This window comes from Streptomyces durhamensis, from assembly GCF_000725475.1.
Classification (GTDB): Bacteria; Actinomycetota; Actinomycetes; order Streptomycetales; family Streptomycetaceae; genus Streptomyces; species Streptomyces filipinensis.
The window spans coordinates 200,327-214,103 of sequence record NZ_JNXR01000010.1; the positions used below are offsets into that span (position 1 = coordinate 200,327).

The window sequence follows — 13,777 nt, forward strand, 5'->3', positions numbered from 1 at the left end:
CATGCGCCGGATCCCGGCGGTTGTACAGGTCCGTGGGTGCCCTCTTGGCGCTGCTGGCGTCTTTGGCCTACGGCAGCTCGGACTTCGCGGCCGGGGTGGGCAGCCGGCGCTTCGCGGCCGGGCCGGTCACGGCGGTCGTGCAGGCCTTCGGGCTGCTCGCCGCCGGCGTCGGCGTCCTGCTCTTCCCCGGGGCCGGGCCGACGTCCCACGTACTGACCTGGGGTGCGCTGAGCGGGCTCGGGAGCGCCGCGGGCACGCTGGCGCTGTACCGCGGCCTCTCGGTCGGAGCGATGAGGGTGACCGCGACCTGCTCGGCCGTCCTCACCGCCGTCATCCCGGCCCTCGTCGGGCTCGTCCTCGGCGATCACCTCTCCCCTGTGGCCATGACCGGCGTCATCATCGCGGTGCCGGCGATCGCCCTGGTGTCCTGGCAACCCCGGTCCGACCGCCGCGGCCGCGCCGGGCTGGGCCACGGCATCGTCGCCGGAGCCGGATTCGCACTGCTGTTCATCGCCCTGGACCGCGCCGGCACCGCCTCCGGAGCCTGGCCGCTGGTCCCCGGCCAGGCCGCGGCACTGGTCCTCGTGCTCCCGTTCGCGCGGGCAGCGCGTCCCCGGGAGGGCGACTGGCGACCGGCGGTCCTGCCGACCGTGGTGGCCGGCCTGCTCGCCGGCACCGCCAACCTGCTCTTCCTGGCCGCCACCGGCCAGGGCCAGCTCGCCGTCGTCGCCGTGCTCACCGCCCTCTACCCCGCGGTCACGGTCCTGCTCGCCCGTGTCCTGCTCGCCGAGCGCTCGACCCGCCTCCAGGTCACCGGCCTGCTCGCCGCGGCGGCGGCGACCGCCCTCACCACCCTCGGCTGATCCAGGCACCGGCCCGGCGAGGGAGACGCCTCGCCCGGTCACACGCTCTCGTCGCGGTCGGGCCCCGCGGCCGGCGTCCCGGCCGGCCGGTCAGTCGACCCAGGCCGCGGTGAGGTCCTGGACCGCGGAGCCGTCGACGTCGGCGAGCTTGGTGCCGACGAAGGCGCGGGCCCAGTCGGAGGTCTGGATCCGGAACGCGGGCCGGTCCGCGGTGAGCGCCTCCATGACCGCCTCCGCCGCCGCGGCCGGGGTCTGGGCGCTGCCGTCCAGGAACCGCTCGACGGTACGGTCGATGTAGTGGCGCAGGGCGTCGGAGTACGGGCCTTCCTCGATGTCCGCTTCCAGGTCGAAGCCGAGGTTGTTCACGAACTCGGTGGCGACGGCACCGGGTTCCACGACGGAGACGCTCACGCCCAGCGTCCGCGCGACCGGGGCCAGGCTCTCCATGTAGCCCTCGACCGCGAACTTGGCGGCGCAGTACGCCTCGTTGAACGGCTGGCCGATGACGCCGCCCACGCTGGTGACGGTGATCAGGCGCCCGCCGGTGGCCCGAAGGTGCGGGAGTGCGGCCTTGGAGACGTTCAGCACGCCGAAGAAGTTGACCTCCATCACGGTGCGGACCTCGGCGACGGCGTCGTTCTCCAGGGTGCCCAGGTGGCCGGCGCCCGCGTTGTTGATGACGGCGTCCAGGCGGCCGTAGTCGGCGATCACGCCGTCGACGGCGGCGGCGACGGACGCCTCGTCGGTCACGTCGAGCCGGCGGATGTCGAGGTCGACGCCCGCTTCCGTGGCAGCCTTGCGCAGTGCCTCACTGCGGGTGGTGTCACGGAGGGTGGCGATGGTCCGCCAGCCTGCCCGGGCGGCGGCGACGGCGGCCGCGAGGCCGATGCCGGAGGAGGTGCCGGTGATGAGGACGGTGCGCGGGGTGGTGGACATGGTCCAGGCCTTTCGATCATTTATGTGCGTGCACACACAACATAGCTTTATGTGTGTGCACACGCAACTCGTCTATACTGGACCCATGCCGAAGAAGCTGCCCCAGGCCGAGATGCCCGCCGCCGACTACGCCTTCTACGGGCTCGTCTGGGCCGGCACCGTGCTGACAGAGCGCGTCGACCGGGCCCTCACCAAGGCGCACGACCTCCCTGTGTCCTGGTTCGAGGTCATGCTGTGGCTGGCGTCCAGCCCGGACCCCGTTCCGGCCTCCGTCCTCGGCAACAGCACCATGCTCAGCCGCAGCCAGGTCTCACGGGTCGTGGACGCACTCCAGGCCCGGGGCCTGGTGACCCGCAGCCCCTCCGCGCGCGACGCACGGTCGGTCGAGGTGTCCCTCACCACCGAGGGCCACCGCGTCTTCACCGAGGCCGACGCCACCCGCCGGGAGGTCCTGGCCCCGGTCTTCACGGACCTGCTCGACGAGCACGACATGGAAGCCCTCGGTACGGTGTGGCGCAAGCTCAAGGCGGCGAAGGAGAACGCACCCACCTCGGGCTGAGCGCGCCGCGAAGCCCGGCTCCGCCTTCGGGCGGCCCGGACACAAGGAGATCCGCCATGCCCCCACAGGGATCCGCCGGACAGCCCAGGACCGAGCTGGACGCCCGCTACAGTTCCGCTCTCAATCCGCGCCCGGGTGCCGCGGACGTCACCGCCACCGAATGGGCCGAGGCCGAACGGCAGATGACGGCCGCCGAGATCTTCTGGTTGTCCACGGTACGCCCGGACGGCCGGCTGCACGTCACACCCGTGATCGCCGCCTGGCACGAGGGGGTGCTGTACTTCTCCACCGGCAAGGAGGAACAGAAGGCGAGGAACCTCGCCCAGGACAGCCACTGCGCGCTGACCACCGGCGGGAACGCGCTCGGCTCAGGACTCGACCTCGTGGTCGAGGGCAGGGCCGAGCCGGTTTCCGATCCGGCCGTGCTGGATGAGGTCGTCGCGGCGTACGAGGAGAAGTACGGGCCGCACATCACCTCGCCCGAAGGCAGCTTCCACGGCATCGGGGACGCGATGCGCAAGGGTGCCGTGGTGGTGTTCGCGGTGGTCCCCGGGACGGCGTACGGCTTCGGTCGGCGCGAGGGGGTCTTCACGCACACGCGGTGGACGTTCTGAGCGCGGAACACGCCCCCTGAGCGCCGGCCGCGCCCCTGGCCGGATTCCTCGCCGTCGGGCGGCCTCGGCGGTGAATGGCCGACGGCGGTGGCGCGGTCGCGCGGTCGAGCTGATAGCTCCTAGGAGGGACAGCGGACGCCAGGGGAAGGAAGGCCATGTCCATCGGGGACGGAACCAGGGCCGACGCCGCACCGCCGGACCTTCGGCTGCCCGGGATCGTGCTGGGGGTGGGGCTGGGCGGGTTCGTCGACGGCATCCTGCTGCATCAGCTCCTGCAGTGGCACCACATGCTCACCAGCACCAACCACGATCGCATCGGGGTGAAGTACTACGACCCGCACACCGTCTCGGGGCTGGAGATGAACACCGTGTGGGACGGGGTCTTCCACGCCGTGTGCTGGATCGCGGTGCTCACCGGTCTCGCGATCCTCTACGCGCGGGTGACGACCGGCAGGCGCGCGGTGTGGGCCTCGCGGGTTCTGTGGGGGTGGATTCTGGCCGGTTGGGGCATCTTCAACCTCGTCGAAGGCATTCTGGACCACCAGATCCTGGGCATCCACCACGTGCACGGCGGGCCGCACCAGCTCTGGTGGGACATGGGCTTCCTCGCCCTGGGAGCGCTGCTGGTCGCCGGCGGCCTGCTCCTCCAGCGGGGTGCACGGCCCTACGAGCCGCAGGCGACCGGCACCGGGCGGGCGGGACGGGTCCGCTGATGGGCCATGACCGCGGCCCCATGCATCACCCGGAGGGCGGCGGCGCGTGGCAGGTCCTGCTGCCGTTGCTGGGCCTGCTGGTGTGCGTCGTCCTCCATCTCTGCCTGGTCCGCCGCGCGCGGCGCCGCAACCCCGCGCGGGGCTGGAGCTCCTGGCGCAGCGTCAGTTTCGGCCTCGGTCTCGCCCTGGCGGCCGTCGCCCTGATGCCGCCCCTCGCACCCCTGGCCCACAGCGACTTCCGCGGTCACATGGCCCAGCACCTGCTCATCGGCATGTACGCACCGCTCGCCCTCGTACTCGGCGCCCCGGTGACGCTCCTGCTGCGTGCCCTGCCGGCCCCGCGCGCCCGCGCCCTCACCCTGGTGCTGCACAGCCGTCCGGCCCGTCTCCTCACCCATCCGGTCGTGGCCCTGCTGCTGTCCACCGGCAGTCTCGCGGTCCTGTACTTCACACCGCTCTACAACACCGCCATGGCCCATCCGGCCGGGCACTGGCTGCTGCACGCCCACTTCCTGCTGTCCGGCTGCCTGTTCGCCCATGCCATCGCCGGCCCGGACCCCGCCCCGGGCCGTCTCGGCGTACGGGCCCGGCTGGTCTGCCTCGGCTGTGCCATCGCCGTGCACGCGGTCGTCGCACAGCTGATGTACGGCGGCTTCTGGGTCGACGTCCACGCTCCCATCCCCCAGGTGCGGGGCGGCGCGGAGATCATGTACTACGGCGGTGACATCGCCGAACTCCTCCTCGCGGCGGCCCTCGTCGCCACCTGGCGCCCGGACCGGGCACCGCGGACGTCTTTGGCCTACGCGGCGGTGCGGGACTGACGGACCACCTCGGGAGCGGCACCCCGGGATGTCAGCGGGCCGCGGGCGGCCACTCACCCGGCCCGAGCCAGTCCGCCGGGGCTCCGGGAGAGCCGCACACCGCGGCAGGCCGGCTCCGACCGGCACCGGGCGGTCAAGGCGCCGTAGTCCGCCCGGTGCTCGTACGGCACGGCCGGGGCGCCTCGCAGCGTGCCGGTCACTCCGGGTGGGCCACCGCGTCCCTCTGCAGTTGCACGGCCGCCAGCAGGCTCAGCGCGGGCTCTGCCTGGCGCAGCGCCTTCACCGCCGCGACCGAGTCGACGGCCCCGGTGAAGCCGACGGCCTCCAGCCGGGAACGGACCCAGCGGGCGCGCAGCTGGGTGTCCGTGGCGGCGGCCGTTGCCTCGACGAGGGCGGCGGCCCGCTCCAGGCCCGGGCGCTCTTCCGCGGACGCCTCCGCCAGCGCCTGGCGCAGGGTGGCCGCGACCAGGTCGGAGTCGCGGATGAGCAGTACGGCGTCGTGCCTCTTGGTCAGCCCCGTGAATGCCTTCATGTTGATCACTGTGCCTGTCACCTGCCCGTTCCGCCAAACCACTTGAGGAACCTCAGAGGCAGCTGCTCTCCGCGGCGCCGCCGTGGGCCGCCTGCCCGGTTGCCGCCCCGCCTCCACCGAGTGGGTGCCTTCCGGCCGGCCGGGCGGTGTCCTGCCGCAGCAGAGCGCAGCGGGCTTCTAGCCTCGGCGGCATGCTGGGGCTTCCTGATCACGTCCGTGCCTGCCTGTTCGACCTCGACGGGGTGCTCACCCAGACCGCGAAAGTGCACGCGGCCGCCTGGAAGGAGATGTTCGACGGCTATCTCCGCGAGCGCGCGACCCGTGAGGGCAGCCCGTTCGTGCCCTTCGACGCGGTCGAGGACTACGACGAGTACGTGGACGGGCGCCCCCGTGAGGACGGCGTGCGCACGTTCCTCGCCGCGCGCGGGGTGCGCCTGCCCGAGGGGTCGCCCGACGACCCGCCGGAGGCGGAGACCGTGAACGGACTGGGCAACCGGAAGAACGACCTGGTGCTGCGGCGGATCCGCGAGGACGGGGTGGAACCCTACGAGGGATCGGTCCGTTTCGTACACGCGGTGCGGGAGGCCGGGCTGCGCTGCGCGGTGGTCTCGTCCAGTGCGAACTGCCGGGACGTCCTGGTCGCGGCCGGGATCGAGGACCTCTTCGACGAGCGGATCGACGGAGTCGTGGCGCACCAGCGTCATCTGCGCGGCAAGCCCGCCCCGGACACCTTCCTGGAGGCGGCCCGCGGGCTGGGCACGGAGCCGAACGAGGCGGCCGTGTTCGAAGACGCCCTGGCCGGCGTCGCGGCGGGCCGGGCGGGCCGGTTCGGCGTGGTCGTGGGGGTCGACCGGGTGGGCCAGGCGGAGCAACTGCGGGCGCACGGGGCGGACGTGGTGGTCCGGGACCTGGCGGAACTGCTGGAGTCGCGGTGATCACTCATCCCAGCTTCACGGTAGAGCCGTGGTGCCTGCGCGAGACCGAGCTGAATCTCGATGTGCTCGCCCAGAGCGAATCGGTGTTCGCGCTGTCCAACGGGCACGTCGGGTGGCGCGGGAACCTCGACGAGGGAGAGCCGCACGGACTGCCCGGCGCCTACCTCAACGGCGTCTACGAGACGCATCCGCTGCCGTACGCGGAAGCGGGCTACGGGTATCCCGAGTCCGGCCAGACGATGATCAACGTCACCGACGGCAAGATCATCCGGCTGCTCGTCGACGACCACCCGTGCGATCTGCGGTACGGCCGGCTGCTGGCCCACGAGCGGGTCCTGGACTTCCGCTCCGGTCTGGTCACCCGGACCGCGCGGTGGACCTCGCCCGGCGGGCGTACCGTCCGGATCACGTCACGCCGGCTCGTGTCCTTCACCCAGCGGGCGGTGGCCGCGGTGGTCTACGAGGTGGAGCCGGTCGACGGACCGACCACGGTGGCCGTGCAGTCCGAACTCGTCGCCAACGAACAGCTGCCCCGTTTCGCGGGCGACCCGCGTGTCGCCGCGGCGACCGAGTCCCCGCTGAGGCCCGAGGAGCACTTCGCGCAGGACACCCGGCTGCGGCTCGTGCACCGCACCGACCGCAGCGCGCTGCGGGTGGGAGCGGCGGCCGACCATCTGATCGAGGGGCCCGAGAGCACGAGCTGGACGGCGCAGAGCGAGCCCGACGTCAGCCGGCTGACGGTGACCGCGGACCTGGAGCCCGGACAGCCGCTGCGGCTGGTCAAGTTCGTGGCCTACGGCTGGTCCGGGGAGCGTTCGCTGCCGGCCGTGCACGACCAGGTGGACGGGGCGGTGGCGGCCGCGGTCAGCACCGGCTGGGACGGACTGGTCGCGGCGCAGCGGGCGTACCTGGACCGCTTCTGGGACGGCGCGGACGTCGTGGTGGAGGGCGACGCGCAGATCCAGCAGGCGGTGCGGTTCGCCCTCTTCCATGTGCTCCAGGCGGCGGCCCGCGGCGAGAACCGGGCGATTCCCGCGAAGGGCCTGACCGGCACCGGGTACGACGGCCACTCCTTCTGGGACACCGAGTCCTATGTGCTGCCGGTGCTGACGTTCACCGCGCCGGATGCCGTCGCGTCGGCGCTGCGATGGCGGCACCGGACGCTGCCGGCGGCACGGGAGCGCGCGCGTCAACTGGGGCTGTCGGGGGCGACGTTCCCCTGGCGGACCATCGACGGCGCGGAGTGCTCCGCCTACTGGCCCGCAGGGACGGCCGCCTTCCACGTCAACGCCGACATCGCCGCGGCCGTCGTACGGTACGTCATGGTGACCGGAGACGAGGACTTCGAGCGCGCGGAGGGGCTCGACCTGCTCGTGGAGACCGCCCGGCTGTGGCGCTCCCTCGGTCACCACGACGCGGAGGGCGTCTTCCACATCGACGGGGTCACCGGCCCCGACGAGTACAGCGCCTTGGCCCGGGACAACCTGTACACCAACCTGATGGCCCGGCAGAACCTGCTCGCCGCCGCGGACGCGGCGGTCCGTCACCGGGGCCGCGCCACGGAACTCGGTGTCGACGACGAGGAGGCCGCGGTGTGGCGGGACGCCGCGGCCCGCATGGCGGTGCCCTACAACGACGCTCTCGGCGTCCACGAACAGTCGGCCGGTTTCACGTCCTTCCAGCGCTGGGACTTCGAGGCGACCCCGCCCGAGAACTATCCGCTGCTGCTGCACTACCCCTACTTCGACCTGTACCGCAAGCAGGTGCTGAAACAGGCCGACCTGGTACTGGCGATGCTGGAGTGCCCGCACGCCTTCACCGACGAGGAGAAGGCGCGCAACTTCGCCTACTACGACGCCCTGACCGTCCGCGACTCCTCCCTCTCGGCGTGCTCCCAGGCGGTACTCGCCGCCGAGACCGGGCATCTGCGACTGGCCTACGCCTACCTCGGCGAGGCCGCGCTGATGGACCTGGACGACCTCGAGCACAACACCCGCGACGGGCTGCACATCGCCTCCCTCGCCGGAACCTGGATCGCCGTGGTCGTGGGCTTCGGGGGGATGCGCCGTCACATCGGCGAGGACGGAAAGCCGGACCAGCTGGCGTTCGCACCACGCTTGCCGGAAGCGCTGTCCAGGGTGGCGTTCACCGTGCTGGTGCGCGGACGCAGACTGAAGGTGGACATCGGCCCGGCCCATGCGCGATACCAGCTGGTGGCAGGCGACCCGCTGGTCGTGCTGCACCACGGGCAGCCGACGACCGTCACCGGCGACGAGCCGGTGGTCCGCCCGATGCCCCCCGTGCCCCCGCGCCCCGAGCCGCAACAGCCGCCGGGCCGCCACCCGGTGGGCCTGCCCGCCGACGAGGACTCCCGGACAGAGACACTCGAGTAGCGCGGCGGGGAACCTGCTGCGTACGGCCGCCCTCGGCAGGCGGACGGCGACCGGTACCGGGGGAAGGCGTGACGGACCACGGCGGGCGGCGGCGCATCGACCTGGAGGGCGTCCCCGAGACGCTGCTGTGGAATCTCCACCAGCGGGCTTTCGCGGCACGGCAGCCGCACCCGGTGCTCGACGACGCGAAGGCGATCGAGCTCGTCGAGCGCATCGACTATCCCTTCGGAGACGGGATCTGATCGCCGGCTGCGCCGGGGCGTTTCCCGGCGGGGGCCTGGTCTTCGACGCGGTGCCCCGGTGGTGCAGCGGACGCACCCTGCGCGGCGCGATGAAGACGGCGGGGCCGGTGCGGCGAAGGCTGCCGGTCGTGCGGGACATCCGGCCGACGATGACTGTCATGGCCCGCTTCGGCCCAACTCCCTAGCGGGGTACCGAACCGGCCGCCGTCCTGTGTGACGGCGTCGGCGCGACGGCGGCCGTCGGCCTCGCTCCCAGCCAGGCGAGGCAGGTGAGGACGAACAACCCCTCGACGAGCAGGGAGAGCGGGCCGTACGGCGACTCCCAACCGGGTTCGTAGTAGCCGCCGGGCAGACCGACGGTGCGGGACAACAGAAAACCGATGATCATGCCCAGGCTGACCAGGGATCCGGCCAGCCACGCGGCCGCCGGACGCCTCAGCTTCAGCAGTGCCGCGGCCACGACGAGCATGACGGCACTGCCCAGGGCGAACAGCAGGCCGATGTAGAACTTCTCCTCCAGGTGATCGGGGACAAGGAGGCCGTGCAGCACGACGTTGCCGATGGCGCAGCACGCTCCCAGCCCTCTGAGGGTGACGTCGGTGACGGAGAGGGAGGTCATGATGACTCCAGCCGTTGATATGTGCGCAAGAGACCTACGGGACGAAGGGGTTGCTCCGTCCCGGGAGGCGGCGCCTCCTGTGAGGGGATACGCAAACGACGTTGGAAAGGATTCCGGGTAAGGAACCGCTTCGGCGAAGGGTGCGCAAGCCATGCATGCGATCGGGCACGCCCTGGCCGTTGCCGGGGCGATGACCTGGGAGATCACCTGGGCCCTCGTCCTCGGCTTCGGCCTGTCCGCCGTCGTACAGGCGGCGGTGCGCCGCGAGACCGTCGTACGTCTGCTCGGCGACGACCGACCGCGGACCCTGGCCCTGTCCGCGGGGCTCGGCGCGGCCTCGTCGTCCTGCTCCTACGCGGCCGTCGCCCTGGCCCGCTCGCTGTTCCGCAAGGGCGCGGACTTCACGGCCGCGATGGCCTTCGAGATCGCCTCCACCAACCTGGTGATCGAGCTGGGCGTGATCCTCGCGCTGCTCATGGGCTGGCAGTTCACCGTGGCGGAGTTCACCGGCGGACCTGTCATGATCATTCTGCTTGCCGTCCTGTTCCGTCTCCTCCTGCGGCAGCGACTTCTGCGCAGCGCCGGGGAGCAGGCCGAACGGGGGCTGGCCGGCTCCATGGAAGGCCACGCGGCCATGGACATGTCGATGCGGGGCGAGGGCGGTTTCCTCCGCCGGCTGCTCTCCCGGGACGGCTTCACCTCCGTGTCGCACATCTTCGTCATGGAGTGGGCGGCGATCCTGCGCGACCTGGTGGCGGGCCTGCTGATCGCGGGGGCGATCGCCGCATGGGTGCCGGACGAATTCTGGCGCGCGTTCTTCCTCGCCGACCATCCGCTCGCGGCGAAGCTGATCGGTCCGCTCGTGGGCCCGCTCGTCGCGATCGCCACCTTCGTGTGCTCGATCGGCAACGTGCCGCTGGCCGTCGTGCTGTGGAAGGGCGGCATCAGCTTCGGCGGCGTGATCGCCTTCATCTACGCGGACCTGCTGATCCTGCCGATCCTGAACATCTACCGGAAGTACTACGGGGCACGGATGGCGGCGTTCCTGTTCCTGACCTTCTTCACGGCGATGGCCCTGGCCGGATACCTCGTCGAGTTCGCCTTCGGGGGCCTGGGTCTCATCCCGGACCAGTCCGGGGCGAGGCTTCCCCAGGAGGGTGTCAGCTGGAACTACACGACCTGGCTCAACATCGCCTTCCTGCTGCCGGCCGCCGCCATGCTCGTACGCTTCCTGCGCACCGGCGGCCCGGCCATGCTGCGGATGATGGGCGGGGCACCCGAGCGCCCCGGCGCTTGACCTTGCCCCCAAGGGCAGGGTTTAGCGTGAGCGACGAGGTGAGCGGCATGAAGATCGGTGAACTCGCGCGTCAGGCCGGCGTGACGACGAAAGCGGTGCGGTACTACGAATCACTCGGGTTGATCACGCCCGAGCGGCTCGCCAACGGCTACCGCGACTACGGCGACGCCGATGTGCGCCTCGTGCGCGAGATCAGGGCCCTCCACCAGCTGGGCATCCCCGTCGAACGGACCCGGCCCTTCCTGGAGTGCCTGGCCGCCGGGAGCCTGCACGCCGACGACTGCCCCGCCTCGCTGGCCACCTACCGTGAGGCGATCGACGAACTCACCGGGCGCATCGAGGCGCTCAGCGCGCGCCGCGCCACACTGATCGCCCACCTGCAGATCGCGGCCCACCGCGGCAGCGGTGTCGTACCGCGCAAGGCGGGCGGAGCGGCAGGCAGCGACTACCTGACCCTGCCCGCGGACCTGCCCGTCCCCGAGGACGACGGCGCCGCCGCCCACCTGCCCGGCACGCCGATGCCGCCCCTCGCGCTGCCGGACACCGCGGGCAGAGCGGTCCGCCTGGACGCACTCGGGTCCCGGCGCACGGTGATCTACATCTACCCTCTCACCGGCCGTCCCGGCACCGACCTGCCAGAGGGCTGGAACTCCATCCCGGGCGCCCGCGGCTGCACCCCCGAATCGTGCGGTTTCCGCGATCACTTCCAGGACCTCCTCGAAGCCGGTGCCGGCCGCGTGTACGGGCTGTCCAGCCAGGACACCGGCTACCAGAACGAGGTCGTGGAGCGGCTCGGCCTGCCCTTCGACATGCTCTCCGACCCGGCCCTCGGCCTCGCCGACACCCTGGGCCTGCCCACCTTCGAGGCCGACGGGGCCCGGCTGTTCAGGCGGCTGACCCTCGTCGTCCGCGGCAGCGTGATCGAGCACGCCTTCTACCCGGTCTTCCCGCCGGACGAACACGCCCAGCAGGTGCTGACCTGGCTGCGCGAGAACCCCTTGTAGGGCGGTGCCGGCGGCCATGGGCCGTCCGACGCCCGCGGAGGCATTCTTCCCCCTTCTCACGATCGCCGACGGAGGCCCGCCCGTGTACGTTCCGAAGCACTTCGTGCCCGACGAGGACGCCGTCCGTGACCTGCTGGCCCATCACGGGGCGTCCGACCTGGTCACCATGACCGCGCGGGGCCTGCTGTCCACCCTGCTGCCCTTCGAGTACGACCCGGACGCCGGGGAGCACGGCGCCCTGATCGGGCACATGGCCCGCGCCAACGACCAGTGGCGCGAGCCGGTGCAGGGCGAGGCCATGGTGATCGTCCGTGGGCCCGAGGCGTACATAACGCCGACCTGGTACGCCACCAAGCGCGAGCACCATCGGGTGGTGCCCACGTGGAACTACATGGCCGCGCATGTCTACGGGCGGCTTGTCGTCCACGACGACCCGGCCTGGATCGAGGCACAGATGCGTCGGCTGGCCGACCGGCACGAGGCCGGTTCCGAGGAGCCCTGGTCGGTCGACCAGGCCCCGGCCCGGTACATCGCGGGCCGGTTGCGGGCTGTCGTCGGCGTCGAGTTGCTCATCAGCCGCGTCGAAGCGAAGTTCAAGCTCAGCCAGAACCAGCCGCGGGAGAACGTCGAGGGGGTCGTCGCGGGGCTCGAAGCCCGCGGCCGGGCCGGTGACACCGCGCTCGCCGCCGCGGTCCGTGCCCACGACCCGCACACCACCACGTCCTGAGCAGCGCGCGCTACGGCACCACGGCCCACCCGCGGCTCTGACGCCCCCTCAGTTCGCCGCGCGCGCCGAGGCACCGGGTCTGGTGTATGCCTGCCGCGGATCGAGACGCCCGTGATCGGCCGTGCAGACGACGACGGCTTCCACCGGTTCGCCGCAGTCACGGTGCCGTACCTCCAGGGGCGGCCCCTCCGCGTCCGCGGTGTAGCGGTCGCCCCACTGCTTGAGGGCGATCATCACGGGCCACAGATCCCAGCCCTTGCGGGTGAGCCGGTACTCGTGGCGCGTACGGCGGCCGGGCTCGCGATAGGGGACGGTGTCCAGGATCCCGGCGGCGACGAGTTTGCGCAGCCGGTCCGCCAGCACCGCATCCGACAGTCCCACGTGCCGGCGGAAGTCGTCGAAACGGCGCACGCCGTTCATGGCGTCCCGCAGTACCAGCAGCGACCAGTGGCCGCTTCGTCCGGGCACGCCGCGGCGAACGCGTCGGCGGTCCTCTCGTCCGGTTCCAGAGGGAACCGCAGACCCCAGGCCGAGCCCCCGGCCCGGGACGCCTGGACCGGGGAACGCTCGCAGGAGGCCAGCAGGGTGGCCCCGGAAGGCAGCTCCATGGTGCCGGCGTGCCCGTGCGGAACGCGGAGCCGTTCGGGCACGCCGGCGAAGAGCGGGTCGCCGCGCGCGGCCGGAGCGCGGCGGATCGCGCCCAGCCGACGGGAGCGCCGCTACAGGCCCGGGCCCTTCCGCCCGCCGCCGAGGCCAGGAGCCGCGCGCCCAGGCACACGCCGAGCACCGGCACCCCGGCCGCCGGTCAGGGCACGTTCCGGCACCGGTCCGACGGTCGTACCCGCGGCTGCGAGGGGCTGACTCGCGGGCTCCCACCTCCCGGGTGACCGTACCCGGCCGCTCCTCACGTACAAACGCACATGCCAAGGAGACGGAGGGATGCTTCGGCTCATGCAAAGCGACAGATGACTTTTCCCTCGCATCTGCGGCAGTATCATCGGCGCATGCACACCTACCGGATCGGGGACGCGGCCGCCTTACTCGGCGTCAGCGCCGACACCGTGAGGCGTCTGGTGGACGGCGGGAAGCTCACCGCCGCACGCGACGCGCTGGGCCGCCGGATCATCCCGGGGCCGGCTCTCGCCGCTTACGCCAGGCAGCTGCACCAGGCCGAGCGGGAGTCCACCGGCTCCTCCGCCCGCAACCGGTTCTCCGGCATCGTCACCGAGGTGATCCTCGGAGATGTGTCGGCGCAGGTGGAGATCCAGGCCGGACCGTTCCGGGTGGTGGCGATGGTCAGCCGCGAGTCGGCTGAGGAGTTGAAGCTGGAGCCCGGTGTTCCGGCGGTTGCCGTGATCAAGTCGACCAACGTGGTCGTCGAGAGACCGTAGATGAGTCCGTCAAGGACCTTGAGGGAGTGGACCCGTGATGACCCGTTCCGTGCGCCGGACCCGGCGAATGCTGCAGCTGGCCGGTGCGGGAGCCGCCGCCCTGATGGCACTCAGCGCCTGCTCCTCCTCCG

General features: G+C 72.0%; 16 protein-coding genes. 12 read left to right on the plus strand and 4 right to left on the minus strand.

Going from position 1 to position 13,777, the window contains the following annotated elements:
* The first annotated feature begins 32 nt into the window (after positions 1-32).
* Positions 33-863: an EamA family transporter gene (locus IO33_RS0116905; RefSeq protein WP_031165544.1), complete on the plus strand. Its 831-nt coding sequence runs from the start codon at positions 33-35 to the stop codon at positions 861-863.
* 90 nt (positions 864-953) lie between these two features.
* Here the strand turns inward: IO33_RS0116905 and IO33_RS0116910 are convergent, their stop codons facing one another.
* Positions 954-1,799: an SDR family NAD(P)-dependent oxidoreductase gene (locus IO33_RS0116910; RefSeq protein ID WP_031165546.1), complete on the minus strand. Its 846-nt coding sequence runs from the start codon at positions 1,797-1,799 to the stop codon at positions 954-956.
* A gap of 85 nt (positions 1,800-1,884) precedes the next feature.
* Between IO33_RS0116910 and IO33_RS0116915 the strand changes: the two genes are divergently transcribed.
* From IO33_RS0116915 to IO33_RS0116930, 4 genes are all read left to right on the plus strand, one after another.
* Positions 1,885-2,358, plus strand: a complete 474-nt coding sequence (locus tag IO33_RS0116915; protein ID WP_031165548.1) for a MarR family winged helix-turn-helix transcriptional regulator — start codon at positions 1,885-1,887, stop codon at positions 2,356-2,358.
* A 56-nt stretch (positions 2,359-2,414) separates the two neighbouring features.
* The gene (locus IO33_RS0116920) at positions 2,415-2,972 is read left to right on the plus strand and encodes a pyridoxamine 5'-phosphate oxidase family protein (protein WP_031165550.1); all 558 of its coding nucleotides are present in this window, start codon (positions 2,415-2,417) and stop codon (positions 2,970-2,972) included.
* Positions 2,973-3,127: 155 nt separating this feature from the next.
* Positions 3,128-3,685 carry a DUF2243 domain-containing protein gene (locus tag IO33_RS0116925; protein WP_031165552.1) on the plus strand — a complete coding sequence of 186 codons (558 nt, stop codon included), beginning with the start codon at positions 3,128-3,130 and terminating at the stop codon, positions 3,683-3,685.
* A gap of 20 nt (positions 3,686-3,705) precedes the next feature.
* Complete coding sequence (locus IO33_RS0116930; protein ID WP_031165554.1) at positions 3,706-4,506, plus strand: cytochrome c oxidase assembly protein; 801 nt, start codon at positions 3,706-3,708, stop codon at positions 4,504-4,506.
* A gap of 196 nt (positions 4,507-4,702) precedes the next feature.
* Here IO33_RS0116930 and IO33_RS0116935 read toward each other — a convergent pair whose 3' ends face one another.
* Positions 4,703-5,038 carry a hypothetical protein gene (locus tag IO33_RS0116935; protein ID WP_031165556.1) on the minus strand — a complete coding sequence of 112 codons (336 nt, stop codon included), beginning with the start codon at positions 5,036-5,038 and terminating at the stop codon, positions 4,703-4,705.
* 191 nt (positions 5,039-5,229) lie between these two features.
* On the opposite strand from IO33_RS0116935, the gene IO33_RS0116940 reads away from it, so the two are divergent.
* The 3 genes from IO33_RS0116940 to IO33_RS52500 all read left to right on the plus strand — a co-directional run bounded on the left by IO33_RS0116940 (position 5,230) and on the right by IO33_RS52500 (position 8,608).
* The gene (locus IO33_RS0116940; RefSeq protein WP_031165558.1) at positions 5,230-5,973 is read left to right on the plus strand and encodes a beta-phosphoglucomutase family hydrolase; all 744 of its coding nucleotides are present in this window, start codon (positions 5,230-5,232) and stop codon (positions 5,971-5,973) included.
* On the plus strand, positions 5,970-8,366 hold the full coding sequence (locus tag IO33_RS0116945) for a glycoside hydrolase family 65 protein (protein ID WP_031165560.1): 2,397 nt from the start codon (positions 5,970-5,972) through the stop codon (positions 8,364-8,366). Before IO33_RS0116940 ends, IO33_RS0116945 begins: the two co-directional genes overlap by 4 nt.
* 68 nt (positions 8,367-8,434) lie before the next feature.
* Positions 8,435-8,608 (plus strand): hypothetical protein, encoded by a 174-nt coding sequence (locus IO33_RS52500; RefSeq protein WP_245235821.1) that lies wholly within the window; start codon positions 8,435-8,437, stop codon positions 8,606-8,608.
* Between the two features lie 181 nt (positions 8,609-8,789).
* Here the strand turns inward: IO33_RS52500 and IO33_RS0116955 are convergent, their stop codons facing one another.
* On the minus strand, positions 8,790-9,227 hold the full coding sequence (locus IO33_RS0116955) for a hypothetical protein (protein ID WP_031165562.1): 438 nt from the start codon (positions 9,225-9,227) through the stop codon (positions 8,790-8,792).
* A 151-nt stretch (positions 9,228-9,378) separates the two neighbouring features.
* Between IO33_RS0116955 and IO33_RS0116960 the strand changes: the two genes are divergently transcribed.
* The 3 genes from IO33_RS0116960 (at position 9,379) to IO33_RS0116970 (ending at position 12,255) form a co-directional block, all read left to right on the plus strand.
* A complete protein-coding gene (locus IO33_RS0116960; RefSeq protein WP_031165564.1) occupies positions 9,379-10,524 on the plus strand; it encodes a permease in 1,146 nt (381 codons plus the stop codon).
* 47 nt (positions 10,525-10,571) lie between these two features.
* The gene (locus tag IO33_RS0116965; protein ID WP_031165565.1) at positions 10,572-11,528 is read left to right on the plus strand and encodes a MerR family transcriptional regulator; all 957 of its coding nucleotides are present in this window, start codon (positions 10,572-10,574) and stop codon (positions 11,526-11,528) included.
* Positions 11,529-11,610: 82 nt separating this feature from the next.
* On the plus strand, positions 11,611-12,255 hold the full coding sequence (locus tag IO33_RS0116970; protein WP_031165566.1) for an FMN-binding negative transcriptional regulator: 645 nt from the start codon (positions 11,611-11,613) through the stop codon (positions 12,253-12,255).
* 48 nt (positions 12,256-12,303) lie between these two features.
* On the opposite strand, the gene IO33_RS0116975 is transcribed toward IO33_RS0116970, so the two are convergent.
* Positions 12,304-12,675 carry a winged helix-turn-helix transcriptional regulator gene (locus IO33_RS0116975; RefSeq protein WP_078963710.1) on the minus strand — a complete coding sequence of 124 codons (372 nt, stop codon included), beginning with the start codon at positions 12,673-12,675 and terminating at the stop codon, positions 12,304-12,306.
* Between the two features lie 584 nt (positions 12,676-13,259).
* On the opposite strand from IO33_RS0116975, the gene IO33_RS0116985 reads away from it, so the two are divergent.
* Positions 13,260-13,646 carry a TOBE domain-containing protein gene (locus IO33_RS0116985; protein ID WP_031165568.1) on the plus strand — a complete coding sequence of 129 codons (387 nt, stop codon included), beginning with the start codon at positions 13,260-13,262 and terminating at the stop codon, positions 13,644-13,646.
* Positions 13,647-13,777 lie beyond the last annotated feature (131 nt).

Bases quoted from the DNA above. Each gene is read 5' to 3' on its own strand.
- IO33_RS0116910 (WP_031165546.1), bottom strand. From the start codon at position 1,799: ATGTCCACCACCCCGCGCACCGTCCTCATCACCGGCACCTCCTCCGGC.
- IO33_RS0116915 (WP_031165548.1), top strand. From the start codon at position 1,885: ATGCCGAAGAAGCTGCCCCAGGCCGAGATGCCCGCCGCCGACTACGCC.
- IO33_RS0116920 (WP_031165550.1), top strand. From the start codon at position 2,415: ATGCCCCCACAGGGATCCGCCGGACAGCCCAGGACCGAGCTGGACGCC.
- IO33_RS0116925 (WP_031165552.1), top strand. From the start codon at position 3,128: ATGTCCATCGGGGACGGAACCAGGGCCGACGCCGCACCGCCGGACCTT.
- IO33_RS0116930 (WP_031165554.1), top strand. From the start codon at position 3,706: ATGCATCACCCGGAGGGCGGCGGCGCGTGGCAGGTCCTGCTGCCGTTG.
- IO33_RS0116935 (WP_031165556.1), bottom strand. From the start codon at position 5,038: ATGAAGGCATTCACGGGGCTGACCAAGAGGCACGACGCCGTACTGCTC.
- IO33_RS0116940 (WP_031165558.1), top strand. From the start codon at position 5,230: ATGCTGGGGCTTCCTGATCACGTCCGTGCCTGCCTGTTCGACCTCGAC.
- IO33_RS0116955 (WP_031165562.1), bottom strand. From the start codon at position 9,227: ATGACCTCCCTCTCCGTCACCGACGTCACCCTCAGAGGGCTGGGAGCG.
- IO33_RS0116960 (WP_031165564.1), top strand. From the start codon at position 9,379: ATGCATGCGATCGGGCACGCCCTGGCCGTTGCCGGGGCGATGACCTGG.
- IO33_RS0116965 (WP_031165565.1), top strand. From the start codon at position 10,572: ATGAAGATCGGTGAACTCGCGCGTCAGGCCGGCGTGACGACGAAAGCG.
- IO33_RS0116975 (WP_078963710.1), bottom strand. From the start codon at position 12,675: ATGAACGGCGTGCGCCGTTTCGACGACTTCCGCCGGCACGTGGGACTG.
- IO33_RS0116985 (WP_031165568.1), top strand. From the start codon at position 13,260: ATGCACACCTACCGGATCGGGGACGCGGCCGCCTTACTCGGCGTCAGC.